Consider the following 24790-nt stretch of genomic DNA (forward strand, 5'->3'; position numbering starts at 1 on the left):
TCAGACCGCCGCCCTGCGCGTACCTCATGACAACGGCATACCGCGACGATCAAGACTTGTCAGCAGCTACGACACCACGAGTTCAGGCTCAGTAGAACCTTGAAGCGGCGCGTATGACCGACAACGCCTGATTCGCATAGAGCTACGGATCAGAAGGTCATAGGGCAGATGCACCGACACGCTACTGTGCCGATGCATCGCTCTTGAGGGGGACTGATGACCGATCGATCTTGGCAACTCTTGCAGGCGAACAACCTGCTCGGAACTCTCACGCTCGATGAGATCGACCAGCCGTGGTTTCGCTGCCACTTCACCGGGACGCCGGCCTGGGAAGGCGTTCGCCCCATCCTTGAGGAGTGGACCCACTCGATAGAGGCAGAGCAGCCTGACCCTCCAAGGGTCGAGCGAGCCATGGGAGCGGTGGATGCTCTAGGGCTGTCATTGGTGCCTGCCGACGGCAGCGAACCGATCGACGACTTCCTCATCCACGTAAGGGGCACTCAGGCCAGCTTCCGCTACTAGTTGCTCGTAGAGCTCAGCTGAGACCAACAGTTGATCGTCGTGCCAGACCCGTGCCAGGTTGGGCGGGGAACCACGGGGAATCGCGGACGGCCAGGAGACACCCGTCCGGCCCTCGCAGGCCGTTACCCCGCAGGTCAGATGGACAGCTGGCCCTGGAACACCCGAGCTTCCCAAGCTGAGAGTGCGAGTTCGATTCTCGTCACCCGCTCTTCTTCGAACCCCCGGGTCATGGGCCCGGGGGTTCTTTGCTGCGCCCGAGGGTTCCTTGCCGTGCGGGTGCCCCGAGCGTCTTGCCTGATCAAGGAAGTGCCCTAGCCGACCGACAGGGACGAGAACTGGATCGTGACGCTCTGGGCGTTGCCGGTCTGGGGGTTGTCGACCTTGATGACCCTGGGCTCTTGCAGGGTGTACTGCTTCGTCGGGTTGCCCGCGGCGCCCAACATGCTGAGGGACGCCGTCTCGGGCTGGGTGCTGCCGTTGATCAGGTCGGTGAACTGCTGGGACTGTTCGGCGCCACGGACCACGGTCACCGTGCCCGTCTTCTGCTCGCCGGGGACGAGCCTGCGGTCGGGGGACTGCTCCGTGGGCTGGTCCACCTTCAGTTCGGAGACTCCGCCGAGGGCCTCGGTGCCGCCGCCGACGCTCAACTGGAACGTGTGGGTGGCAAGGGCGTCGCCCGGCTGGAGGCCCGCCTCCCCGCCCTCGGCCCGGGAGGACAACTCCGAGCGGCCCTTCGCGCCGCTGTCGGACGACTTGGCACGCGACTCGGCCTTCTGGGACGAACCGGCGCTCGACGCGTCGGTGTCCGAGGACCCGGAGCCGCACGCGGTCAGCAGCCCCAGGGACAGCAAGGCGGCGGTGGCCACCCCGACCATGCGGCGGCGCGAGCTGATGGTGGAACGGGTCATGGGGAGACTCCCTGAACTGGTCTGCGCTTGAGCCGTCCACAGCGGGTCGGGGCGCGGAATCACTTCCCTGGTGCCCACCGGTCAACGGCTGTGTGTGTTGGACGACTTGAGTCTGCGAGCCAGCCCGTCCCAGCCGCCACAGAAAGCAGGCAGAACGGGAAGCTGGGACGCCCTGTCCCCGCTCACCAGGTGAAACGAAGCACGGCTGGAACGCTGGGGTGGGACGCCCACGGCGGGAGCGCGGTGTGATCGGCGGAGTGCTCCCGGGCCCGCGGCTGGTGAGGGCGGGCCAGGCCGGCGAAGGCACCGTCCAGGTGCGGGCCGTGGTTCAGGACCGGGCCGATCCGGGGGTCGCCGTCAGAGAGGTCAGAGAGGGAGGTCGTCGGGCAGTACCCGGAATGCCTTGTGGCGGCCGAGCGGGCGTACGGCGCGGAAGTCCCGGCGGTCGAGCGTGAGGATCGCGTCCGTGTCGTAGTCGGAGGCCAGGGCCACATTCACCGCATCCGCGAGGTCGAGATCGAGGGAGCTGTAGCGCGCGCGGACGGACTGGGCGGCGCCCAGGTGATCCTCCGTGATCTCCGGCGCGACGACGCGGCCCCGGCGCATCCAGTGCCGGATGTCGTCGATCGCGCTGAGCGCGGCCTCCCGGCCCAGTTCGCGCGTCGCGACGTGGTCGAGCTCGGCGAGCAGAAGCGGGGACATGACGAGAAGGCCGGCGGCCAGAATCGCCTCGTTCGCCGCGGCGTGCTCCGGATGCGTGGCGTCGAGCGCGGCCAGCAGGCCGGAGGTGTCGGCGATGACGATGATCACGCGGCGGTTCCGGCGTCCGTCTCGCGGCGTACCGCGTCGGCGACCGTGTCACGGACCTCGGCCTTGGACGGCGTACGGCCCCGCCCCTCGAAGGTGCGGGAAAACAGCGGCTCGTCCCAGACGCGGTTCGCCATGGCCGCGAGGTGGATGCCTTGGCGAATGATCTCGGCCTCGCTTATGCCCCGGCGCTTGGCGGCCTCCTTGATGATCGCCAGGTCCTCGGGGTCGGCGTAGACGTTGGTCCGCTTCATAGACATGTACCAATGGTAGTCCATGTACCAGATTGGGGCATGTTTGCTCGCGCAGGCACCCCAGCACCCCCAGCCCTCTCCCAAGGCCGCGCCCACGGATCGCAGAGGTTCAGGGAGCGATCAGGCGGCTGGTGAAGCCGTCCCGGATGAGGGATTCGTACGCGGCACACACCCCCTCCGGGACCTCCTGCTCGATGGCGAACCCGCGCTTTGGATACTCGATGACCCGCTGGAGGTCACCGACCAGCATGTCCACCACGAGCTTCTCGTCGCCGCTGCTCTTCAGGTAGTCGTCGAACTCCATCCGCTCCGAGGCGCACACGAACTCGGCCTCGGGCCACAGCTTGCGGGCGGTCGCGAAGGACCGGCGCTGCATGTACGGCTTGGAGACCAGGAGCACCGTGGCCGGTGTGATGCCCGCGGCCGCGAGGGCGTCGCGGGAGAGGGTGATGTTCTGCCCGGTGTTCGCGGCGTTCGGCTCCAGGAGGATCACGGAGGCGGGTACGTCGAGGTCGACGGCGTGCTCGCGGAAGTGCACCGCCTCGCCGCGCGGGAAAACCTTGGCGGTGGTGCGGCTGTTGCCGCCGGTGAAGACCACGACGGGGAAGAGGCCCGCGTGGTACAGCTCGGCGGTGCGGGTGGCGACGCCGAGGTCGTGGCTGCCCAGGCCGATCGCCGCGTCGACGGGGTAGGGCTCGTGGTGCATCTGGTGGTGGTCCCAGATCAGCGTGGCCTGGTGCCGCTGATCTTCGGTGATGGCCCGCCGGTTGTCCCTCACGCGTTCGTCTCCCTGGTCACCGTTGACAGGCCCCTGTACGCGCCACAGCGGACGCCTGTCGACAACTTCACCCGCCCAGAACATGATTGGACAATGCCCGAGTTCAGTTGGCCGGACCGCTCGCAGGTGCCGGCCTTGGATGATGTTGACCGTTCCTGGCCGGCAACGGTCTCCGCGCTCCCCCTTGGATCTCGCGTCAGCGGACGAGTCATCGGCCGACAGCCGTTCGGTGTCTTCCTTCGCCTCGATGGCACGCCGCATGCGATCGGCCTTGCCGAGATCACCGCCATGCCTCACCACATGGAACTGCCCGACTTGGGGGCCATCGTCACCGGTGAGGTGATCTGGCACGCGGACCGCACCCGTCAGGTGAGGATCCGCCTCGATTGATGTGTGTCCGGCTGACCACCCCACAGCCCGCACAGCTCTTCAGAGGACCTGGGTCTTCTTGTAGCCCGCCGGGCGTCCGCTTACCAGCCGGGCGTCCGCTCGGATCAGCCATCGCACGCCGGATCCGCGCCAGATGCCTGATCGTCCGGCTTCGCCTCCGCGGCCGCGGCCCGTGCCGCGCGGAGCGCACGCCTGATGCGGGCCGCCGGGTCGCAGTCACGTTCTGCCAGGCAGTCCGCGCACCCGTCCAGGTGCGCGAGCAGCGCCTGGTACGTGGACCATTCCGTGGCCGGGGTCACTCCGATACCCCCGCCGACCGCGCGAGGCCCAGGGCGACCAGTGCGGCCACGGACGGGTGGGGGCACAGGTCGCCCGGCTGGTGCGGGAGGCTCACCCAGTAGGGGCCGGGTGGCGAGGTGCGACACACCGCTGGGATGCCGAGGTACGTCCCTGCCCCCAGGAGCGGGGCTTCGTGGTCGTACGACCAGATGTGCCCGGGGACAGCCCGGACCAATGCGTAGTAGTGGCGGCTGAAGCCGTTGCAGAACACCGGACCGCCCAGCATCGCCGCGAGCGAGACGTCCACCACCTCTGCCGCGTCCGTGCCGAAGGCCGCGTACACGAGAGGGCCGGAGAGCCTCACCGCGCAGAAGCGCGGCCCGCACGGGAGCAGTGCGACGCCTCCCTCCGCCCACTCGCGCCGGGCGTGCACGGAGCCCGGCTGAGCGTGCGCGAACCACTCGGAGATGGATGCGTCGGAGATGGCTTCGTCTGCTTGGTGGGTGTCCACTGGTCTCCCCTGCTGTCATCGCCGATCGAGTCCAGGACCAGGGTGGCGACGCACAAAGGGGCCAACTGTCACTTCACGGTGACACCTGGTCACATCTCTGCTCGCCTCCGCGGACGACTGCCGTCACTGACCGAGCCACGCGGAGATGTGGCCCAGGGCATCAGGGGTACGGCGCTGCTGGCGCACCAGTCCTTCGACGGTCGCGCGGGCCCCGGGGTGGTACCGCGTCTGCTGGGGAGCGAGTGCGCGGGCGTTCGTGAGGGAGACGAGCGCCGCGTCGTTGCGGCCGGTCTCCATCTCCGAGCGCCCGCGGTCGATCCACACGTGGGCGCGGCGCGACGCAGGCCATGACGCAGGGATGTGGATCTTCTTGGCCTTCGCCACGGCCTCCCCGTGACGCCCCATCTCGGTGAGCGCGGAGAGTTCGTGCGCCGCGCAGTTCGTCGGCCCGAATGACAGCCAGTGCACATGGCCCATCTCCCCGACCCGTTCGGCGATCTGCTTCGCTTCGGCCAGTCGGGTCCGTACCACGTCCTCGTCGCGGGCCCGGGCGGCGATGACGGTCGCACCCAGGTGCAACTGCCCGGCCACTGCCAGGGACTGAGGGGATTCGTCGGCCTGAAGGAGAAGGCGGTGGCCGGCGTCCACGAGGCGCAGCCCGATGGTGTGCTCGCCCTCCCGGTGGTAGACGAGACCGCGCATGTACTGGCGGACGGCCGACAGGACGGGGTCGGAGGCCCGTTGCGCGGCCCACTCCATCCGGTCAAGGGCGATGGTGGACAGGTCGTAGAAACCGAGCTTGATGGTGACGTCGTGTGCTGTGCGGTAGGCGGAGCCGAGCGCGGACCACAGTTCGGGCGACGGCTTGCGGTGTGCGGCTGTGGTCAGCTCGGTGATCAGCTGGGGCAGGGCGCGCGCGGCCTTGTGGAGGTGAGTGGCTCGCACCTCCCGGCAGAGGGTGGCCGTGGCTTCGACGAGCCGAGGCGTTTCCCGGGGGGATACGTCGGGGTCGGCGCCGAGGTCGTACAGATCGAGCGACTCGCGAATGGGCCTGATCAGCTCGGCGAGGCGGTCCTGCTGGAGCTCGGTCATGTAGGGCTGCCCCGTCAGGACAGCGACATCGATCCGCAGCGCCCTGGCGCACGCCGCAGTGAAGTCCGGGCTCGCCGCCTTGTGCCCGCTCTCCACCTGGTGGAGCAGGCTGTACGAGTAACCGGCCTTCATGGCCAACCCTCGCTGCGTGTACCCGGCCAGCTTCCGCTGCTGGGCGATACGGGCCCCGGGGTGATCGTCACTGGGCATGCTGGACTCTGCTCCTGACGGCCATCTGGAACGGTACCCACACCGGGCGCCCCCGGACCGCAAACCGCCTCTCATCCACCTGCTTCGGGGGTAGTTGCCCGACGCCCGCACACGGGGTGGGATGAGCGCATGACCTCGAGCTCACGAACCCTGTACCTGTTCGCCTCGGCCGCGCCGCCGGTGTTCGATCTCGGGCGGGTCATCGAGACGGCGCAGGGCGACGACGGTTGGAACGTGTGCGTCGGCCTAACGCCGACCGCGGCGCGCTGGGTCGCGGACGGTCTCGCGGGCGGCCTCGACGGGTTGGAGGCCCTGACCGGGCACCCCGTCCGGAGTGAGTACAAGCTCCCGGGCCAGCCCGATGTCTGGCCCCCTGCGGACGCGATCCTCTTCGCCCCGGCGACGTTCAACTCCCTCAACTCATGGGCCCTGGGCCTCACATCGTCCTTCGTGGTGGGCGTCGCCGCCGAGGCCATCGGCAAGAACATCCCCACGGTGACGGTGCCTTGCGTGAACGCCGCGTACGCCCGACACCGACAGCTCGACCGCAGCGTGGCGGAGCTGCGCGAGCAGGGGGTGGTGGTGTTGTACGGGGAAGGCGGGTTCACCCCCAACCCGGCTGGGTCGGGGGAGCCGGAGGGGTATCCGTGGGGGCTTGCTCTTGAGGCTGTGAAAGAGGTGGCCGGTGGGTCGAGGGGTGACGGTTGAAGGCGACCTGCGCCTTGTCAGCCTGCTGAGGCGGTGGCTTCGGCGGGCGCCGGGCCCAGACGAGCAGCGGTGATCGGCGGTCACCCACCTCCCGCCGCCCAGGCCCACCAACCCCCGTAGCCGAACCCACGGCGGCAGCCGAACCCGCGCCCACCCCCTCACGTCAGCGCATGCGCCAACCCGCACGCCCCACCTCACTGCTACAACCCCCGCTCCTTCAGGTGATCTCGTCAGGTCAGTCACTTTCACGGCACCTACGATCCCGTTTTGTGACAGACATGCAGAGCCGACGTGAAGCCGATGTGGTGGTTCTCGGTGCCGGACCGGCCGGGCTCGTGGTGGGGAATCTTCTGCAGGGCAGCGGGATCGACTGTGTCGTCCTGGAGCGGGCCGGGCGTGCGCATGTGCAGGCGCGGGCGCGGGCCGGGTTTCTGGCCGCCAATACCGTGCGGATTCTGGAGCGGCACGGGCTGGATGAGGGGATTCGGCTGCGGGGGCGGGGCCACAGCACGTGTGAGTTCCGGAGTGCGGACGGGCGGTTTCGGCTGGACTACGGAGGGCTCGGGCGTGGGGAGCGGCATACCGTTTATCCCCAACAGGATCTGGTGACTGACCTGTTGGCGCGTTTTCTGGGGCTTGGCGGGCGCGTGGAATTCGGCGTGGAGGCCGTCGCCGTCCTCGACGCCGATAGCGGGCAGCCCTCCGTCGCCGTGCGCGAGCCGGACGGGCGGCCCGGCCGGTGGCACGCGCGGTACGTGGCCGGGTGCGACGGGCGGCACGGGGCGGCACGGCGTTCGCTGCCGGACGGGTCGGTGCGACGTCATCACTGCGACCACGGCGTGAGCTGGCTCGGGGTGCTCGCCGAGGCGCCGCCCAGTCTGGACGCCGTCGGGTACGCGGTGCACGAGCGGGGGTTCGCCGGGCACATGGCGCGGACCAGCGAGGTCACTCGGTATTACGTGCAGTGCGAGCGCGGTACGCCGGCCGATGCCTGGTCCGAGGAGCGGGTCTGGGAGGAGTTGGAGCTGCGGATGTGGGCGGACAAGTACGGCGCGCTGCATCGGGGGCGGCTCGTACAGCGCGCCGTCGTCGACCTCGAGTCCGACGTTCTCGAACCGCTGCGCCACGGCTCTCTGTTCCTCGCGGGCGACGCCGCCGCACTCGTCAGCCCGTCCGCCGCCAAGGGCGCCAACCTCGCCGTCCTGGAGGCCGAGATCCTCGCCGGTGCCCTCGTCGACGACCTCGTCCACGGTGACTCCAAAGGTCTCGACGCCTACTCCGCGCGCTGCCTGGCCTACATCTGGCGTGCGCAGGAGTTCTCGCAGTGGATGATCCGGCTGCTGCACAGTCGCCCGTCGTCCGGTGAGCCGGACGGCTCGGTGGCCTTCCACGACTCCCTGCGGCGTGCCCGTCTGAGCTCGTTGCGTACTTCGAGGAGCCAGCAGGACTGGTTCGCCGAGCACTACGTCGGCGTCTGAGGTTCGGCGCCCGGCCGCTTCCTGCTGCGGGTCTCTGCTCCGCCCGTCTTCGCCCGTTGCCCTCTTGCCCCTCCCCCCGACCCCCTCCTGCCCGTTTTGCCCCCACCCTGTGCCCTCTCCCTCCCCTTCCCCACTCCAATCCAAGACCGAGGATTCCCGCAGTGATCACGACCTTGTCGGGCGACACCTCCCGCCTGCTCACGACCGTCGACTTCGTCAAGGAGCAGGACACCGCCGCCCTGCTCCCCCTCCTCTTCCCCGGGCTCGACGGGCCCGAGCTGCGGACTCTCGTGGAGCACTGCCGGTTCTCGCATGCCGCGCAGCTCGTCTTTCCCGCGGACGATGCGGAGCTGCGGGCCATGCTCACCGCCTGCGGACTCGTCGCATCCCTACCGCCGCAGGCGAGTGTCGTCGTACGCGAGCGACTGGCCGTGCGCCACCGGCGGTGGGCGGACGGCCTGGACGTCGGCATCCTGCGCCCCCCGGTGGTCGGCGCGGACGGGGCGCACCGGACGGTCGAGGTGTTCGTGCTGACCGTGCCGCCCGGGTCGGACCTGGACGTCATCGCCGAGGCCGAGCGGGAGCGGCAGCACGAAGCGCACGTGGCCTTCGAGGTGGTGGCGCCCGACCCGCTGGTGCTGCGCGGCCTGTGCGCGACCTTCGCGCGGTACGGGGCCACCGCGGACGGCGGCGGCTACAACCCGCACGAGAACGGCACGGTCTTCTACTTCGGGGCGGCTGCGGAAGCCAAGGCCGGTTACCGGCGCGTGGAGTTGTACGTCCCCGGCGACCACCGCGACGTACTCTCCGCGCACCTCGAAGAGCATCGCGCCCAGCAGCCCGCCGAAACGGTCCTGCGTCTGCTGACCGGGGCGTGGACGACGCAGGCGCTGGCCGCTTTCGTCGAGCTCCGGGTGCCCGACGCCATGGCCGGAGAGGGCGGGCCAGGCGTCGGCACCGGGACCGGCGTCGACGAACTGGCGCGGAAGGTCGGCGCACGGCCGCAGAACCTGGCCACGCTGCTGCGCTACCTCGCCATGCTGGGCATCGTCGCGGAGGATCGCGACGGCTTCCGGCTCACCGAGGCGGGCGCCCTGCTTCGCACCGGTGGCCCGGGGTCGATGCGGGCGCTCGCGCTGATGTACGGCGGGCCGTTCTACCAGTCCTTCGCCGGGCTCGGGCACACCGTGCGGACGGGACAGGTCGCCTTCGAGCACCACTTCGGCGAGAACCACTTCGACCACTTCGCCCGCGACCCTCAACTGGCGGAACTCTTCGACCAGTCCATGGCCGCCGGGTCCGCCATGTTCGACCCGGTCCCCGCGCATCCGGCGCTCACCGCCGCGGCCGGGGCGCCCGCCGGGGCCACGGTGGTCGACGTCGCGGGCGGCAACGGGGAGTTGCTCGGCCGCGTCCTCGCCGCGCACCCCCGGCTGAACGGGGTCCTGCTGGAGCGTCCGCACGTCGTCGAGGCCGCCCGCCGGCAGCTGGCGGAGCTCGGCCCGCGGTGTGCCTTCCGCGCCGGGGACTTCGCGGACGTACCCACGGGCGGTGACGTCTACGTCCTGTCCCGCGTCCTGCACGACTGGGACGACGAGCAGTGCCGCGAGATCCTGCGGCACTGCGCCCGCGCGATGCCCGCCCACGCCGACCTGCTCGTCGTCGAACGCGTGCTGCCCGCCGACGGGGCGTACTCGCTGGCGACCGCCTGGGACCTCCACATGATGTGCAACGTCGGCGGACGCGAACGGCGCGCCGACCACTACGGCAGGCTGTTCGCCGACGCCGGGCTCGCCCTGGTGGGCCGGACGCCGTTGCCGTTGGACGGCGCGGTGCTGCACGTGAGGGGGACCGGAGGGTCGGCCTCGGCGGGATGACTTGGTGAGGGGGGCGCTCCGGCCGTCGTGTCGTCCCTGGTGAGCGGGGGTCGGCGGGAGGAAGGGCGAGCCCGGCCGGGGCAGAGGTGAGGCGGGGCGGACCCGGGACGGTCAGTGCGCCGCCGCGGGCCCGCTCTTCTTGCGGGCCCGGTACGCCGCCGCCTTGATCTTGTTGCCGCAGGACTCCATCCCGCACCACTGCCTGCGCGTGCCGCGCGAGCGGTCGATGTACGTGCGCGTGCACTCCGGATTGCCGCACTCCTTGAGCAGCGGTACGTCCGGGCCGCTCAGGAGCTCGATGGCGTGCCGCGCCACCATCGACAGGGCCTCCTCCGGAGTGGCCTGCGTCCAGCGGCCCGCGGGGGTGAGCTGTGGGACGGCGGGCTGCTTGCGGGCGGCGTTGTTCACCACCGTCAGCGCCGTCCCGTCGTACTCCTCGCCGAGACGGCGCGCCGTGATGAGCGAGTAGAGGGCTTCCCGCACTGCCCTCGCCTGCTCCACGTCGCCCTCCTGACCTGGGGATACCGCGTCCACGAGGCCTGACTCCACGTACCACGCGTTCAGCCGCTGTGGCGTAACGAACATCTCGAAGCGCAGGGAGCGGCGCGCGCGGAGGGTCGCGGCGAAGTCGAGGGCCGGGTTGCCGCAGACGAAGACGTGGTCGAGGTTCACGTCACTATTCTGACAGGTGACGGGCTGGGCTCAGAGGCCCAGGTCGGCGGCCAGGCAGGCGAAGGACCGCCAGGATCCCTCGGGGTCGTAGGCGTACCGCGCCGGGTGGTGCGGGGTGGCCTCCCTCTCCTCGGTCATGTCCTCGTAGGGGATGCGGGCGGGGAGTTGGCCGAAGGCCGCGCGGCGAGCTGCGGTTTCGGTGGCGTCCGCGGTGCCGGCCGTGGCGCTCTGGGCGGGCTGGGCGCCCTGGCTGGGCCGGGTGCTCTGGGTGCTCTGGGTGCTCTCCATCGTCGAACTCCGTTCTCGCTGTCAGAAGTTGTCCACGTCCACGACCGCCTGCGCGAAGGCCGCGGGGGCCTCCTGCGGGAGGTTGTGCCCAATGCCCGCCAGGGTCCGGTGGTCGTACGCCCCCGTGAATCTGTCGCGGTACGAGGCTCCGTTGCCCGGCGCGGTGAAGGGGTCCCGTTCGGGGTCGAGGGTGATGGTGGGGACCGTGATGACGGGGCGGGTGGCGAGTCGGCGCTCCAGGGCGTCGTAGCGGCGCTCGCCGTCGGCGATGCTCAGGCGCCAGCGGTAGTTGTGGATGACCACGGCCGCGTAGTCGGGGTTGTCGAAGGCGGCCGCCGTGCGCTCGAACGTCGCGTCGTCGAAGTCCCAGGTCGGGGAGACCGTGTCCCAGACGAACCTGGTCAGGTCATGGCGCAGAGTCTTGTCCTCCATGGCGCGGCGGCCGCGCTCGGTGGAGAAGTAGTACTGGTACCACCAGGTGCGTTCGGCCGCCGGGGGCAGCGGCTTCTGGTTGGTTTCGAGGTTGATGATCAGGTAGCCGCTCACCGAGACGAGGGCCTTGCAACGGTCGGGCCACAGCGCGGCGATGATGTCGGCGGTGCGCGAGCCCCAGTCGAAGCCCGCGAGGACGGCCTTCTCGATCTTGAGGGCATCCATGAAGGCGATGATGTCGGTGGCGATGGCCGACTGCTGGCCGTTGCGGAACGTCCGGGCGGAGCGGAAGCGGGTCGGGCCGTGGCCGCGCAGGTACGGGACGATCACCCGGTAGCCCCGCTCGGCGAGGAGCGGGGCGACGTCCACATAGTTGTGGATGTCGTACGGCCAGCCGTGCAGGCAGATGACCACGGGGCCGTGGGCGGGGCCCAGTTCGGCGTAGGCGACGTTCAGCAGGCCGGCGTTGATGTGCTTGAGGTGGGGGAAGGTGGCGGCGGAGGGTGCGGTGGACGCGCCCCCGGGCACGGTGGACGCACCCCGGAGCGCCGCGGACGCGCCCTGCACCCCGGCCAGCGAGGCGGCCGCCGCCCCGGCCCCCGCCCCGAGACCCTTGCTGAAGCCACGCCTGCTGATCATGCGCATTCCTCCGCGTGTCCACGAATCCACGTACACCGGCTTGTCCGATGACTGACTCTTGCATGGGTGGTGTCACCAGTCAAGGTGGTGACGCTAGAGAAGGATGACCCCAGGCTGGCGGCGTACGTCACCACCCCAGCAAGTGATGGTGCGTCCCCCGAGGCCAGAGCACCCCGCCCCCCCACACACAGAAGGCGGGCCTCACGTCGTCCTCAGGTCATCGAGAAGGCACCGGCACGTCCCGTCCGGTTCACGTGGCGCTGGTGAGGTGGCTGCACCGTACAAGGACGTAACAAAGCACGTTTTGAGGAGTTCGCCATGGCCAGACCGCGTCTGTCCCGTCGTCGCCTGATAGCCGCCGGTTCCGTGGCCGCCGCCACCGCGGTGGCCGTGACCGTCACCGCGTCCGCGGGGGCCTCCGACACCAAGGACCAGGCCCAGCGGGCCATCAAGGGCGGGAAGGCGAAGAACGTCATCCTGCTCATCGGCGACGGCATGGGCGACTCGGAGATCACGCTCGCCCGGGACTACACGGTGGGCGCGAACGGCCGCCTGAACATGGACAAGTTCCCGCTGACGGGCGCGTACACGACGTACGCGGTGCACGCGGACGGCACGCCCGACTACGTCACCGACTCCGCCGCGAGCGGCTCCGGCTGGGCCACCGGCGTGAAGACGGTCAACGGGCGCATCTCGAAGACGCCGGGCACCGACAAGGCCGTACCGACGATCCTGGAGCTGGCCCAGAAGAAGGGTTACGCGACCGGCTCGGTCACCACCGCCGAGCTCACCGACGCCACCCCGGCCGTGCTCGCCTCGCACGCCACCGACCGCAGCTGCCAGGGCCCGGCCGACATGGCCAAGTGCCCGAAGGACACCATCGCCAAGGGCGGGCCCGGCTCGATCGCCGAGCAGAGCGTGAACCACAAGGTGGACGTGCTCCTCGGCGGCGGACAGCAGCGGTTCGACCAGAAGGTCACGGACGGCAAGTACAAGGGCCTGACCGTCACCCAGCAGGCGAAGAAGCTCGGCTACCAGGTCGTCACCAACGACCGCGAGCTGAAGAAGGTCAAGTCGGTCAAGAACGGCAAGCCCGTCCTCGGCCTCTTCGCGCCCGGCAACGTGCCCGTCGAGTGGACCGGCAAGGCGGCGGCCAAGGGCGGTACGGACCCGCAGCGCTGCACGACCTCCAACCCGGGCCGCCCCGCGGGCACCCCCGCCCTCAAGGACCAGGCGAGCAAGGCCATCAAGCTCCTGGAGGCCAAGCAGAAGAGCGGCAAGAACAAGCAGGGCTTCTTCCTGCAGATCGAGGGCGCCTCGATCGACAAGCAGGACCACGCCGCCGACCCGTGCGGCCAGATCGGCGAGACCGCGGCGTTCGACCGCGCGGTGAAGGTCGCCCGCGACTACGCCGCGAAGCACCCGGACACCCTGGTCGTCACCACCGCCGACCACGCCCACACCAGCCAGATCGTGCCCCTGGAGGCCCAGCCCCCCGGCCTCTCCTCCACCCTCGTCACCAACGAGGGCCAGCAGCTGAAGGTCAACTACTCCACGAACACCCCGGGCCAGTCCCAGGAGCACACCGGCACCCAGGTCCGCATCGCGGCCCAGGGCCCGCAGGCGTACCGCGTGCTCGGGGTCACCAACCAAACGGATCTCTTCACTACGGTGCGGGAGGCGTTGCGGCTGCGCTGAGCCGGGGCTCGACCGGGCTGGGGCTCCGCTGAGTCGAGGCTCCGCCGGGCTGAGGCTCCGCTGAGTCGAGGCTCCGCCGGGCTGAGGCTCCGCCGGGCTGAGGGACGCGGCCGGTACTCCTCCGGCCGCGTCCCTCAGCCCACAGCGGAGCGTTCCGCGGACGGATTCCGGCGAGGCGCCGGGCGGTCCAGGTGGGTCACCACCGTGGCGTAGAAGCGGTCGACAGCGTCGTCGACGCTGCGGATGAAGCCGGACTCGGCGTTGCCGCGGCTGCTGCCCATGCCCTTGAAGAGGGTGAGGCGGAAGCCGGTGATCGGTGCGTCGTTCCTGGGCAGGAGGTCCGCCGGTTCCGGGCGCAGTCGCTCCAGCGTGCCCCGCGGCCCTCCCGTACCGCCTTCCACCAGGGTTTCGACATGGAGGTCGGCGGGGGCTTCGGCGAGGCGCCGGACTAGGCGTTTGACCCAGGTCAGGGGATAGCCCTGGGCGGGGGCGGGCATCTCGATGGAGACGCGCAGCTTGCCCGTGCGCAGGTCGGCGGCGATGACGAGGACGCCCGGCGTGTCCTCGATGCGCATCTCCGCCTGCAGCCGCCCCTCGAGGCAGAGTTGGTCCGCCAGGTGGGCGCGTCGGATGCCGGGGTCCGTTCCACGCCGGGAGCGCTGTACGGGCAGCACCTTCTGGCCGAGTTCACCGCCGAGCCTGAGACAGACCTGGCGGATGAGCCGCTCCCAGCTCTCCACCACCTCAAGGCTGCGCGGGTCGCCCTGGCAGAGGGTCTCGTCGTCGATGCCGTTGCGTACCGGCACCCAGGCCGAGCCCATGTTCTGGAAGCCGTGGCAGCCGGAGTTCTCGTGCTGGAGGTAGTGCAGCAGTTCCTGGAGCAGCCACGCGTGCGCCATGTTGCCCACGCCCTCGTGCCGGATCAGCATCTGCGCCTGGTGGGCCACTTCGGCCCAGGACAGATGCCACAGCGCCACCTTGTGCTTGCGCCGTCCGTCGATCCTGACGTCGACCAGGGGGCTGCCCTCCAGCGCGACGTCGTTCGAGAGCGTGACCACGGCCTCGTAGCCGCGGCGTGCGGCGATGTCCATGTACGCCTGGACCTGCTCCCCCTTGAGAGGGTTCCCGTTGGTCTTCGTCTCGACCAGTACCGTCCACAGCTTGCCGGCCCGCTCGACACGGATCACACCGTCCGGTCGGCGCGGGGAGTCGCCGTTGGGCAGGGAAACCTCGGTGAACGTCTCCATGCGGCCCGCCGGGGCCCCGAACGCAGCGGTGAGCCTCCTGCCGAACTCCGGGATCTGCGCCATCACCGACAACAGCACCGAGGTGGCCCGCAATTCGCGGTCACGGTCGCTCTTGAGTGCGGAGAGGGGGAACAGCCTGGCCTCCTTCCAGGACTCGTTGTCCGCCAAGGACTTCTTGGCCGCCTTCGGCAGGGTGACCTTCTTCTTGGCGGTACGAGGTCGCGCCGGGGCCCTCCTCGGCTGCGCGTCCGCTTCGGGACGCCTCTGCGCCGGGACCGCCTCCAACATGGGCGGGGGTTCGCAGTCGACGGCCGGAGCAGGCTCCGGGGTCACGGCCTCGACCGGAGCCGCGGCCGGGTCCACGACCGGAGCCTGGGACAGAGCCCGGGCCGGCGTCGCGGCCTCCACCGGTACGTCCGCTGCCTCGCCGTCCAACGCCTCCTCGGCACCCCCGGCGTCCAACGCCTCCTGAGCAGCCTCGTCGTCGTCGATGTCGACACCGAAGTCCGTCGCCAGCCCGGCGAGACCGGCGTCGTAGCCCTGCCCGACAGCCCGGAACTTCCACTCCGCGCCCCGCCGGTAGACCTCACCGAAGATGAACGCGCTCACCGAACCAGCGTCCTCGATCGCGAACCGCAGCAGCCCCTCCCCGGAGCCGTCGGCCAACGTGAGCCGCAGGTCGCCGAGTTCGCCGAAGTGCGCCCCGCCGTACCGGCTCGCCGCCACCACGATCCGGTCGACGCGCTCCGGGACCGCCGTCAGGTCGAAGCTGATCCGGTCCTTGTCACCGCTGCCCGTAGGCGTCTTGCCCAGGAGCTGCACGCTCCCGTCAGCGGCGACGGGGTTGTTGTAGAAGTAGAAGTCCCCGTCGCTGCGCACCTTGCCGTCGGCGCCCAGGAGCAGTACGGAGACATCCGCGTCGCCCTCCCCTGTCGGGCTCGTCCAGTCCAGACTCACGATCACGGAGTCGGCGTTCTCGCTCAGGGTCCCCAGCCCCACATTGGCGCCCTTGCTCAGCTCGTACATGGCCCCACCCCCCAATAGCGCACGTCAGGCACACGTCGGCCACCACCCCATGACCATGCGTCGACCGAGCCCGTGTGACGTGGCACACACTGACTGCACACCGGAACTGTAGTACCGAGCGAGCACAGCCTGTGGCCGTCCGTCAGAAACGCGGACCCCACGCCCCTGACAACCCTCGCCTCACCACCGCGCTCAGCGCCCGCACCCCATGTGTCGACCCCGGTGCGATCCCCGTCAGTTCGCGTACGCGGCGCAGGCGGTAGTCCAGGGTGCGGGGGTGGACGTTGAGGGCCGCCGCCGTGGCGGTGCGGTTCAGGTCGTGGGTGTAGTACGCGTCGAGCGTGAGGAGGAGGTCCGGGCCGGGGGCGAGGCGGCGGGCCAGCGTGTGGAGCCAGGCGTCGACGAACGGGACGTCCGCCACGGCGAGTTCGACGAAGACGTCAGCCGTGGTGTGCGCGTGCGGGCGGGCGGGTGCGCGGCGCAGGGGGGCCGCTCTGCTGATGCGCCTCGCTCGGTCGAGGGCGGTGGGCAGGTCGGGGAGGGCGGCGGTGGCGGTGCCCGCCGCGCAGGGGATGGCGAGGGACTGGGTGAAGTCCCGTACGAGATCCTGCACTTCGGGCAGGTGCTCGTGCGCTTTTGGCAGTCGCGCGTGCGCCTCCGGCAGTCGCGCGTGCGCGTCGGGCGGATGGGTGTGGTCTGGCGGATGGGTGTGGTCGGGTGCGACGGGCGGGGGCGCCGAAGGGATCAGAGGGGTCAGGGCTATCAGTTCGCCGGGGGTCGAGGGCGTTGCCGCGCACCACATCAGCGGGACCTGGTACTGCTTGAGCAGCGCCTGGACCTCGGCCTCCGGGCCCCAGTCCCGCTCCGCGCCCGGCCCGCCGGCCGACGGCACCCGGATCACCGTCACCGCGCAGTACGCGGGGACCTCCATCCCCACGGAGCGGGCGAGTTCGTCCGCCATGGGATCCCCGGCCAGCAGCGCCCTGACCAGGAGCGCGACCTGGTCCACGTACGGGAGGCGATGGCGCAGCGCCGAGACGAAGCCCTGGCAGTACGCCTCGATGCCGCGTTCGCCCTGAGCGGCGAACCAGCCGAGGAGGCGGACGAGTTCGTCGGCGTCGCCGTCCCGCTGGGCGTCCGTCGCCTCGTTGACCTCGCGGAGCATGAGGGCGGTGTGCAGGCGCAGGACGCGCTGGCGGGATTCCGGGGACAGGCCGGAGGCGGCTCGGGCCTCGCCCATCGCGGCTATGGCTGCGAGGTCGGACTCGGTCAACTCGGCGCTGGTGGGGGCAAGTTCGCCGGTGCGGCGGCGCAGCCACACCGCGTACTCCAAGGTCTCCGCCCTCGCCCGGGCGTTCGTGTCCAGGCTCCTGAACTCCGGGATCTCGCGCGCGTACGTCTCGACCTCCCGGCGGGCGCTGCTGGACGCGCGCCGGGCCAGCTCCGCGAAGAGGCCGCCCATGGCCGGAGCATGCCATTCCGGCGGAATTGATCGACAGGTCAAAACCGGACGGGGTTTGTCACTTCGCGTGAATCGGAGGTGGATTTCAGTGGCCACTCGCCGTGCGCATTTGTCATCGTGCGCAAAGTTGCCGGGCGAAGACCGGCATGTCGCTTCCTTTGCTTGTGGCCTCCCGACGAGGCGGGCTTAATGGGGATCTGGAAATACCACAGCCATATTCATGCCCGCCTGAACTTCTTCACTTGGGAGGAAATCGTGAGACGTGATTCCAGAACCAGGACGACGGAGAGGACACGCAGGTCCAGGAACAGCAAGCGGATCGTGGCCGCCCTCTCCGCGTCGGCCGCCTCCGCCGCCCTCCTGGTCGCCGCGCCGGGCGCCAGCTCGGCCACCGCCCCGGCAGCGGGCACCAAAGCCACCGCCGCCACCAAGACCCCCGCCGCCACCCCCAGCCTCCGCGCCTTCGGCATCCTCGTCGGCGGCACCCGCATGGCCACGTTCACCACCGACCGGCCCGACAGCCTCGACTGGGTCCGGGTCATCAAGGGGCTCAAGGGGGACACGAAGCTGATCGGCATCGACCACCGGGTGCAGGACGGGCTGATGTACGGCGTCGGCGACCAGGGCGGGATCTACACGATCAAGACCCCGCCGGACGTCGCGGACGTCGTCGTCACCAAGGTGTCCCAGCTCCAAGTCGCCCTGTACGGCACGAAGTTCGGCGTCGACTTCAACCCCGCCGCCGACCGGCTCCGCGTCATCAGCGACAACGGACAGAACCTGCGGCACAACCTCAATGACGGCAGCACGGCCGAGGACAGCGTCCTCACCACCCCGCCGAACCCCGCCCCCACCCGGGGCGTCACCGCCGCCGCGTACACCAACAACGATCTCAACGGCGCCACCGCGACGACCCTGTTCGACATCAACACCACGTCCGACCAGGTCGTCATCCAGTCTCCGGCCAACAACGGCACCCTGGCCCCGACCGGATCCCTGACCCTCGACGCTGGCGCGGATTCCGGTCTGGACATCTTCAGTTATCTGACGGGCGGCAAGACCACCTCGAATATCGCCTTCGCGTCCCTCACTCCGTACGGGGCGGAAACTCCGTCCTTCTACAGCGTGAATGTCTTCACCGGTGAGGCGACCGTCATCGATCAATTCCCGCTGGATGTCACCGATGTGACGATCAAACTCAGCGGTAGCTGAGGCGGTAGCCGAGGAACTGTTCGGGGAACCGCCCGCTGTCCGATCTCCACCACCCGCGCCCACTCCGGCGGCCCGTCCGGTACGCAGCCGGGGTCGCTCTCGTCCCGCGTCGAGGTGTCGCGGCGGTGGCGGGGGAACAGGCCGACCGCCGTCCGGCACGGCGAACTCGCGTACGCGCGGCCAGACGGACGGGTGCCCGTCGGAGGGGCGCCGGGAGGAAGGACGGGTGTGCCCGTTCGCGATGTCGGTGAGCATCAGCACTCACCTTGCGCGGACGGGTCCCCCAATCTGTCAACAGAGTGAGTCGTCATCGCGAGGGATGGTACGACCACACACCGCGCTGTGTCAGGTGTTTTTCCTGAGCTGTGCCAAGTCCTGGTCCGCCCTGTACTGAGTCTGGAACTTCGGGGAACGTGGGGGCGTTGGCAGAAGGCAGAAGGACGCGCGGAACGCGCGCGCACGAGCGGTTACATGGCAGAAGCTGAGGTGGCACAGATGGCTATGTGGGACAAGCTCAAGGAGCAGGCCAAGGGTCTGCAGCAGGCGCAGGGTTCGCGCTCGGGCAGCTCGGGCGGGCACGGGCACGGCCGACCCGGTGGGTCCTCCGGCGGCTCGAAGGCGCAGTTGATCAGCGCGCTCAAGTCCCAGCTCACGTCCCTCAAGACGGAGCTGAAGAGCGGTTCGTACCGCGACGCGAGCATGGCCATGTGCGCCCTGGTCGCGGCCGCCGACGGCCAGGTCGACCCGGCCGAGCGGCAGCACGTGGAGTCGCTGATCCTGCAGAACGACGTGCTGCAGAACTTCCCGCCGGAGCAGCTGCGCCAGCGGTTCAACAAGCACGTGGACCAGCTGGCGTTCAACTTCCAGCAGGGCAAGACGGAGGTCCTCCAGGAGATCGCCAAGGCGGCCAAGAAGCAGACGGAGGCCCGGGCGGTCGTGCAGACCGGCCTGGTCGTCGCGGGCGCGGACGGCTATGTGGCCCCGGCCGAGGAGCAGGTCCTGCGTGAGGCGTGCGCCGCGCTCGGCCTTTCCCCGCAGGAGTTCGGCCTCTGAGACGGCCACAGGGCGGCCGCCGGGAGCAAGCCAGGAGGGGCCCGGGAGCGGCCCGGCAGCGGCCCGGCAGCGGCCCCTGAAACGGTCGGGCGGCGGCCCCTGGGATCTCGGCGGGAAAATATCTGTCGTGGCGACATGAGGAATTACAGTCAGGCGCACTGAGGGTTCCTCGCGCGACAGCCGGAGCAATTTCTTTTTTCACCCTCCCGCGATCCTGCCGTGCTACTGTCGATCTCAGTTGCAGTTGTGGTTCCCGAAAACGGTTCATTTTTTCCGACGGGGCACATCACGGCGACACGGGGTCCGCACAGGGCGGACTCCGAGCACCGCCCCGAAGGAGAAGAAAATGGCTGCTGGTACGGTCAAGTGGTTCAACGCGGAAAAGGGCTTCGGCTTCATCGAGCAGGACGGCGGCGGCCCGGACGTCTTCGCCCACTACTCGAACATCGCCACCCAGGGCTTCCGTGAGCTGCTCGAGGGCCAGAAGGTGACGTTCGACATCGCGCAGGGCCAGAAGGGCCCGACGGCGGAGAACATCGTCCCCGCCTGACGCAGCGGACACACGCACTTCGCAGCTGGGGCCCGCACCTTGGGGTGCGGGCCCCAGCTCGCTGCGTTTCCGGACGCCCACCGCGTCTGCCGTATTCCACGGCAGCGCCACCGGCGCATTTCTCGCGGGAATTGTCCCGCCACTCTTGGCTCGTTCTTGCGATTCTCTGCGCCGCCCCTTGTGCTGCGGGAATTCCTTGATACCTGCCGATACGTGCCACATCAAGGAAGGTTCCGCATGAACCGCACACGCAATGGCGATCGCTACACCCGTACCCGAACCGGCGGTTCCGGCCGCCCGAATTCCGGGGGCCGCACCGGCTCGGGGCGACCGAATTCCGCGGGCCGCGCCGGCGGCCCGTCCCGCCCGAACGGCCACGCCCGGCACCGCACCGCGCTCCAGGGCGAGTTCGCCCCGCCGAAGACGATCACCCCCGCGCTGCCCGCCGTCGAGGCGTTCGCCGACCTGGACATGCCCGCGGAACTCCTCACCGCCCTCGGCCGGGAAGGCGTCACCGTGCCGTTCCCGATCCAGGCGGCGACCCTGCCGAACACCCTCGCGGGCCGCGACGCGCTCGGCCGCGGCCGCACCGGCTCCGGCAAGACCCTCGCGTTCGGCCTGGCCCTGCTCGCCCGTACGGCGGGCCGTCGTGCCGAACCCCGGCAGCCGCTCGGACTCGTCCTCGTACCCACCCGTGAACTCGCCCAGCAGGTCACCGACGCGCTCACGCCCTACGCCCGCTCGCTGCGGCTGCGCCTGGCCACCGTCGTCGGCGGGATGCCGATCGGACGCCAGGCGAGCGCGCTGCGCGGCGGCTCGGAGGTCGTCGTGGCCACTCCCGGGCGGCTGAAGGACCTCATCGACCGGGGCGACTGCCGTCTGGACCAGGTCGACGTGACCGTCCTCGACGAGGCCGACCAGATGGCCGACATGGGCTTCATGCCGCAGGTCACGGCGCTGCTCGACCAGGTGCGGCCCGGCGGGCAGCGGATGTTGTTCTCCGCCACCCTCGACCGCAACGTCGACCTGCTCGTCCGGCGCTATCTGAACGACCCGGTGGTGCACTCCGTCGACCCGTCCGCGGGGGCGGTGACCACGATGGTCCACCACGTCCTGCACGTGCGCGCCGCCGACAAGCACCAGGCGACCACCGAGATCGCGGCCAGGGACGGCCGGGTGATCATGTTCCTGGACACCAAGCACGCCGTGGACCTGCTGACCAAGCACCTGCTGAGCAGCGGTGTCCGCGCCGCGGCGCTGCACGGCGGAAAGTCCCAGCCGCAGCGCACCCGGACCCTCACCCAGTTCAAGGACGGGCACGTGTCGGTGCTCGTCGCCACCAACGTGGCGGCGCGCGGCATCCACGTCGACCAGCTCGACCTGGTCGTGAACGTGGACCCGCCCACCGACCCCAAGGACTATCTGCACCGCGGCGGCCGCACGGCCCGCGCCGGGGAGTCCGGCAGCGTCGTCACCCTGGTGACCCCCAACCAGCGGCGCGCGATGAACCGTCTGATGGCGTCCGCGGGCGTCACCGCGCAGACCACCGAAGTACGCTCGGGCGAGGCCGAGTTGAGCCGTATCACCGGAGCTCAGGCGCCGTCCGGCATCCCGGTCGTGATCCGCGCGCCCGCCCCGGAGCGACCCCGCCGCAGCGCCTCGTCCTCGCCCCGGGGACGTCGCGGTCGCGGCGGGCGGAGCCGGTCCGCCACCCCGAGGGCCTAGGGTCGGCCCACCGGACAGGCCCTAGAGTCTCCTCAGGGCCCCGTGGCCCGGCGGACCCGCGGGCCACGCCCGGGGCCGCCCGGCCCCCGCGCCACCCGGCCCCGTCAGGACCGCTCAGCCCGCTCAGCCCGTAGCCCCGCTCAGCCCCTTCTCTCCCCGTCTGTGAGGCATCATGCGCTGCGTCATCGCCAGGTTCCCGTTCGACCTCTCCAAGAGCGAAGTGCTGGCCACGATGAAGGACGTCGAGCCCGAGCCGGTCACCGGTGGCGAGTACGTGATCATCGGCCGCCGCAACTACCCCGCCAAGCAGGTCGGCGCCGTCATCACCCGCCAGGACCGCCGCGACTTCACCAGCGGCGAGGTCACCCGCGCCATGGCCCGGCTCGGCTTCACCTGCCGCAGCGCCCAGGAGCCCGCGCCCCAGCAGCCCCTCGCCCCCATGGAGAACGCCTCGGCGCTGCTCGGCGGCCCCGTCCCCGAGCCCACCACGCTGGAGCCGTAAGGCGCCCTGGAGCCGTAAGGCGCCGCACACAGGTCCGAAAGCCGTGAAGGGCCCCGCCGACTCATGTCGGCGGGGCCCTTCACACATGCGTGTTCACTGGTCGGAGTAGCTGAAGTCACCCACGGTCCAGGCGCTGACGTCCTTGATCGCGACCCGGTACATGCCCCCGGTCTCGGGAATCCCCACGCTGCCCTGGAGGATCCGGGCGAGGTGGAAGTGGAGATGCGTGGGCGCGCCGCCGCCCCCGTCGTCCGTGTCCGGTGCGGACCGGACCGGCGTGCTGTGACCGGCGAAGACGTCGGAGAACGGGCCGAGGCGGTCCGAGTCCTTCAGGACCTCGGAGACCCGCTGCCTCCACACGCTTTCGGGAGCGAGGCGGCCGGTGAGCACGGCGCCGGCGACGACTACGGTAAGCGACATCTGATTGCTCTGCTCCGACTCGACCATGGCGGAGATGTTGACGAGCAGCTCGTCAGGGTTCGACATGACAGCGGATTCTATTCAGCGGCCGGTCCCCGCCCCACCCCGCGTGCGGCCCCACCCGGGGACGGAAACGGAAAGTCGCCAGGGCGGCGGAGGCGACGCATGGTGTTGAATTCGTTCGGGGCCCCGGGTGCCGTACGGCATCGGGGCCCTTCGACGCGTTGCACAACGAGGTGACATGACAGCAGATATCCCCCTCAGTGGTCGTCTGGACGACGACGACTATCCCGCCTACACGATGGGCCGAGCAGCGGAGATGCTCGGCACCACCCCGGGCTTCCTCCGGGCCATCGGCGAGGCCCGCCTGATCACCCCGCTCCGCTCCGAGGGCGGCCACCGGCGCTACTCCCGCTACCAGCTGCGCGTCGCCGCCCGCGCCCGTGAACTCGTCGACAAGGGCACCCCCATCGAAGCCGCGTGCCGCATCGTCATCCTTGAGGACCAACTTGAGGAGGCCCAGCGGATCAACGCGGAGTACCGCCGGGCGGCGAGCGAGGCGGCGAGCGAGGCGGCGAGCGAGGCGGCCGACGCCCGGACTTCCGGCGCCGAACCCGAACCCGGCGCCGAACCCGGGACGGACACCCGGCCCGGCACCGACACCGGATCCGGCCACCGCTGAACCGCTCAGCACGCCTGCGCCGCCACCGCCGCCATCAGGCGCTCGGCGTCGGGCGCGGCCACCTCCGGCGGGACCACGAGCAGGTCCCTGCGGCCCCGGCCGGAGCTGAGCAGGCAGATCGTGTGCCGGTTGCGGGCGCCTGGCTCCCTGCGCAGTCGTACGACATGGGCGGCGATGAGCAGCCGCCGCGGGGAAGGCGACCACACGTCCTCGTGCACGCAGGCACCGTCGACCTGCCCCCAGGTCGGGGGCACCGCGCCGAGCAGCAGGGGCAGTTCGACCATCAGGTCGCGGGAGCGTGGCCACCACGCCCCGTCGACGCGGCGGGGCGACGAGTCGTGCGGAGCCAGCCGGAGACGCACCACGGGCTGGGCGGGCGGGCGCTGAAGGACGGTGGACATGAGCGGGCGACTCCTGTCTGGGGGCCCGCCGAACCAGGCGGCGGGCGGGGGTCCTCGGCCTCGGTAGGAGGCCGTGCGGCCGGGGTCCAGGGCCGTCCTCGTGCGGGGGGGGCGCGGAGCATCGGGAGAACGAGGCCGGTCCGGTCACCGGCGTGCGAAGTGCCCTCGGTGTGCCCACCGTACTCGCCCGGCGGGAAAAAGGGCTTCGCGAGAGCGGTCTTCACCGGAGCCGCGTGCCGCGGCTGCCGCGGCTCCCACAGGACCCGCGGCAGCCCCGCTCCCCCGGTCAGCTACCGCCCCCGAACCACCAGAAAGCGTCACGCGCGGTACCCGCACCGACGGCCTGTGCGCACACCTGAAGCGGCCGGGACCCGTGCCGCCCCCGGCAGTACGCTGGTCGTACGGCCGCCCGTGACCCCGGCCCTCTCCGTGCAGTCCCACCCCGCGCAACAGAGGCCCTGCGCAAGGCGAAAGCACCCGGAAGGCAGAGGCGATGGGACCCATGGGCCCGTATCCCGACCTGTTCGAGGACTGCCAACTAGTTCAAGCCAACGGCGAGTTGGACCTGACCAATGTCCCTGACCTGGTTCGCGACCTGGACCGGGCGCGCGGCCTGAGGCCCGGCCGCCCCTGGCTCATCGTCGACCTGAGCCAGGTGACGTTCATGGACGGCAGCGTCCTCTCGCCCCTCTGCGCGGCCTGGGAGGACTGCCGACGGCGGCTCGGCTGGCTCCGCCTCGTCCGCACCGGCCCGGGGACCGCGCTCGTGCTCCGGGCCAGCGGGCTCGTCGACCGGTTTCCCCGGTACGCGAGCGCACGGGACGCCTGGCGGGGCGTACAGGCCGACGAGGGCGAGCGGCGCCCCCCTGCGGCGGACCGGCCCGCGTGAGGCACGGCAGCGGCCGGTCGACGCCCCGGCCGGGGGCGGCCCGACCGGGGGCGGCCCGACCGGGGGCGGCCCGACCGG

26 protein-coding genes are annotated in these 24790 nt (G+C 70.6%); 13 read left to right on the forward strand and 13 right to left on the reverse strand.

Annotated elements, in window-relative coordinates; genetic code table 11:
- Nucleotides 1-216 precede the first annotated feature (216 nt).
- Entirely contained in the window at nt 217-522 is a 306-nt protein-coding gene (locus tag ACZ6BG_RS27555; RefSeq protein ID WP_469006248.1) for a hypothetical protein, read from the forward strand.
- A gap of 311 nt (nt 523-833) precedes the next feature.
- Here ACZ6BG_RS27555 and ACZ6BG_RS27560 read toward each other — a convergent pair whose 3' ends face one another.
- The 4 genes from ACZ6BG_RS27560 to ACZ6BG_RS27575 form a co-directional block, all read right to left on the reverse strand.
- Nucleotides 834-1430, reverse strand: coding sequence for a phage tail protein (locus ACZ6BG_RS27560; protein ID WP_469006250.1), 597 nt, complete (start codon nt 1428-1430; stop codon nt 834-836).
- A 366-nt stretch (nt 1431-1796) separates the two neighbouring features.
- Nucleotides 1797-2240, reverse strand: a complete 444-nt coding sequence (locus ACZ6BG_RS27565) for a PIN domain-containing protein (protein WP_468454259.1) — start codon at nt 2238-2240, stop codon at nt 1797-1799.
- The gene (locus tag ACZ6BG_RS27570; protein WP_469006253.1) at nt 2237-2497 is read right to left on the reverse strand and encodes a ribbon-helix-helix domain-containing protein; all 261 of its coding nucleotides are present in this window, start codon (nt 2495-2497) and stop codon (nt 2237-2239) included. The genes ACZ6BG_RS27565 and ACZ6BG_RS27570 overlap by 4 nt, the downstream gene beginning before the upstream one ends.
- A 103-nt stretch (nt 2498-2600) precedes the next feature.
- On the reverse strand, nt 2601-3269 hold the full coding sequence (locus ACZ6BG_RS27575; RefSeq protein WP_469006256.1) for a YdcF family protein: 669 nt from the start codon (nt 3267-3269) through the stop codon (nt 2601-2603).
- A 93-nt stretch (nt 3270-3362) separates the two neighbouring features.
- Here ACZ6BG_RS27575 and ACZ6BG_RS27580 point away from each other — a divergent pair, with 93 nt between their 5' ends.
- On the forward strand, nt 3363-3659 hold the full coding sequence (locus ACZ6BG_RS27580; RefSeq protein ID WP_469006258.1) for a S1 domain-containing protein: 297 nt from the start codon (nt 3363-3365) through the stop codon (nt 3657-3659).
- 295 nt (nt 3660-3954) lie between these two features.
- Here the strand turns inward: ACZ6BG_RS27580 and ACZ6BG_RS27585 are convergent, their stop codons facing one another.
- Both ACZ6BG_RS27585 and ACZ6BG_RS27590 read right to left on the reverse strand, forming a co-directional pair.
- Complete coding sequence (locus ACZ6BG_RS27585) at nt 3955-4449, reverse strand: hypothetical protein (protein ID WP_469006260.1); 495 nt, start codon at nt 4447-4449, stop codon at nt 3955-3957.
- Between the two features lie 123 nt (nt 4450-4572).
- Complete coding sequence (locus tag ACZ6BG_RS27590; protein ID WP_469006262.1) at nt 4573-5751, reverse strand: helix-turn-helix domain-containing protein; 1179 nt, start codon at nt 5749-5751, stop codon at nt 4573-4575.
- A 129-nt stretch (nt 5752-5880) separates the two neighbouring features.
- On the opposite strand from ACZ6BG_RS27590, the gene ACZ6BG_RS27595 reads away from it, so the two are divergent.
- From ACZ6BG_RS27595 to ACZ6BG_RS27605, 3 genes are all read left to right on the forward strand, one after another.
- Complete coding sequence (locus ACZ6BG_RS27595) at nt 5881-6459, forward strand: flavoprotein (RefSeq protein WP_469006264.1); 579 nt, start codon at nt 5881-5883, stop codon at nt 6457-6459.
- Nucleotides 6460-6761: 302 nt separating this feature from the next.
- Nucleotides 6762-7937 (forward strand): 4-hydroxybenzoate 3-monooxygenase, encoded by a 1176-nt coding sequence (locus ACZ6BG_RS27600; protein ID WP_469007178.1) that lies wholly within the window; start codon nt 6762-6764, stop codon nt 7935-7937.
- 161 nt (nt 7938-8098) lie between these two features.
- Nucleotides 8099-9814, forward strand: coding sequence for a methyltransferase (locus ACZ6BG_RS27605; RefSeq protein ID WP_469006266.1), 1716 nt, complete (start codon nt 8099-8101; stop codon nt 9812-9814).
- A gap of 111 nt (nt 9815-9925) precedes the next feature.
- Here the strand turns inward: ACZ6BG_RS27605 and ACZ6BG_RS27610 are convergent, their stop codons facing one another.
- Genes ACZ6BG_RS27610 through ACZ6BG_RS27620 form a run of 3 tightly spaced genes read right to left on the reverse strand, consistent with a single transcriptional unit; the run spans nt 9926 to nt 11845 of the window.
- Nucleotides 9926-10486 (reverse strand): CGNR zinc finger domain-containing protein, encoded by a 561-nt coding sequence (locus ACZ6BG_RS27610; protein WP_469006269.1) that lies wholly within the window; start codon nt 10484-10486, stop codon nt 9926-9928.
- A gap of 30 nt (nt 10487-10516) precedes the next feature.
- Entirely contained in the window at nt 10517-10774 is a 258-nt protein-coding gene (locus tag ACZ6BG_RS27615; RefSeq protein ID WP_469006271.1) for a hypothetical protein, read from the reverse strand.
- A 21-nt stretch (nt 10775-10795) separates the two neighbouring features.
- Nucleotides 10796-11845 carry an alpha/beta fold hydrolase gene (locus ACZ6BG_RS27620; protein ID WP_469006273.1) on the reverse strand — a complete coding sequence of 350 codons (1050 nt, stop codon included), beginning with the start codon at nt 11843-11845 and terminating at the stop codon, nt 10796-10798.
- 318 nt (nt 11846-12163) lie between these two features.
- On the opposite strand from ACZ6BG_RS27620, the gene phoA reads away from it, so the two are divergent.
- Nucleotides 12164-13543 carry an alkaline phosphatase gene (phoA, locus tag ACZ6BG_RS27625; protein WP_469006275.1) on the forward strand — a complete coding sequence of 460 codons (1380 nt, stop codon included), beginning with the start codon at nt 12164-12166 and terminating at the stop codon, nt 13541-13543.
- A gap of 134 nt (nt 13544-13677) precedes the next feature.
- Here phoA and ACZ6BG_RS27630 read toward each other — a convergent pair whose 3' ends face one another.
- Both ACZ6BG_RS27630 and ACZ6BG_RS27635 read right to left on the reverse strand, forming a co-directional pair.
- Nucleotides 13678-15816: a TerD family protein gene (locus tag ACZ6BG_RS27630; protein WP_469006277.1), complete on the reverse strand. Its 2139-nt coding sequence runs from the start codon at nt 15814-15816 to the stop codon at nt 13678-13680.
- A 142-nt stretch (nt 15817-15958) separates the two neighbouring features.
- Nucleotides 15959-17278: a PucR family transcriptional regulator gene (locus ACZ6BG_RS27635; protein WP_469006279.1), complete on the reverse strand. Its 1320-nt coding sequence runs from the start codon at nt 17276-17278 to the stop codon at nt 15959-15961.
- A 318-nt stretch (nt 17279-17596) separates the two neighbouring features.
- On the opposite strand from ACZ6BG_RS27635, the gene ACZ6BG_RS27640 reads away from it, so the two are divergent.
- The 5 genes from ACZ6BG_RS27640 (at nt 17597) to ACZ6BG_RS27660 (ending at nt 22320) form a co-directional block, all read left to right on the forward strand.
- Nucleotides 17597-18490: a DUF4394 domain-containing protein gene (locus ACZ6BG_RS27640; RefSeq protein WP_469007180.1), complete on the forward strand. Its 894-nt coding sequence runs from the start codon at nt 17597-17599 to the stop codon at nt 18488-18490.
- A 495-nt stretch (nt 18491-18985) separates the two neighbouring features.
- Nucleotides 18986-19543: a tellurite resistance TerB family protein gene (locus ACZ6BG_RS27645; protein ID WP_468454237.1), complete on the forward strand. Its 558-nt coding sequence runs from the start codon at nt 18986-18988 to the stop codon at nt 19541-19543.
- Between the two features lie 346 nt (nt 19544-19889).
- Entirely contained in the window at nt 19890-20093 is a 204-nt protein-coding gene (locus ACZ6BG_RS27650; protein ID WP_030362120.1) for a cold-shock protein, read from the forward strand.
- Between the two features lie 237 nt (nt 20094-20330).
- Nucleotides 20331-21818 (forward strand): DEAD/DEAH box helicase, encoded by a 1488-nt coding sequence (locus ACZ6BG_RS27655; protein WP_469006283.1) that lies wholly within the window; start codon nt 20331-20333, stop codon nt 21816-21818.
- A 172-nt stretch (nt 21819-21990) separates the two neighbouring features.
- Nucleotides 21991-22320 (forward strand): SCO5918 family protein, encoded by a 330-nt coding sequence (locus tag ACZ6BG_RS27660; protein WP_469006285.1) that lies wholly within the window; start codon nt 21991-21993, stop codon nt 22318-22320.
- 93 nt (nt 22321-22413) lie between these two features.
- Here the strand turns inward: ACZ6BG_RS27660 and ACZ6BG_RS27665 are convergent, their stop codons facing one another.
- Nucleotides 22414-22806, reverse strand: a complete 393-nt coding sequence (locus tag ACZ6BG_RS27665) for a hypothetical protein (protein WP_469006287.1) — start codon at nt 22804-22806, stop codon at nt 22414-22416.
- Nucleotides 22807-22981: 175 nt separating this feature from the next.
- Here ACZ6BG_RS27665 and ACZ6BG_RS27670 point away from each other — a divergent pair, with 175 nt between their 5' ends.
- Nucleotides 22982-23422 carry a helix-turn-helix domain-containing protein gene (locus ACZ6BG_RS27670; RefSeq protein WP_469006290.1) on the forward strand — a complete coding sequence of 147 codons (441 nt, stop codon included), beginning with the start codon at nt 22982-22984 and terminating at the stop codon, nt 23420-23422.
- Nucleotides 23423-23427: 5 nt separating this feature from the next.
- Here ACZ6BG_RS27670 and ACZ6BG_RS27675 read toward each other — a convergent pair whose 3' ends face one another.
- Nucleotides 23428-23823 carry a DUF5994 family protein gene (locus ACZ6BG_RS27675; protein WP_469006293.1) on the reverse strand — a complete coding sequence of 132 codons (396 nt, stop codon included), beginning with the start codon at nt 23821-23823 and terminating at the stop codon, nt 23428-23430.
- Nucleotides 23824-24316: 493 nt separating this feature from the next.
- On the opposite strand from ACZ6BG_RS27675, the gene ACZ6BG_RS27680 reads away from it, so the two are divergent.
- Nucleotides 24317-24712, forward strand: a complete 396-nt coding sequence (locus ACZ6BG_RS27680) for an STAS domain-containing protein (RefSeq protein ID WP_469006295.1) — start codon at nt 24317-24319, stop codon at nt 24710-24712.
- Nucleotides 24713-24790: the final 78 nt, after the last annotated feature.

It is taken from the genome of Streptomyces sp. NPDC041205, from assembly GCF_055591765.1.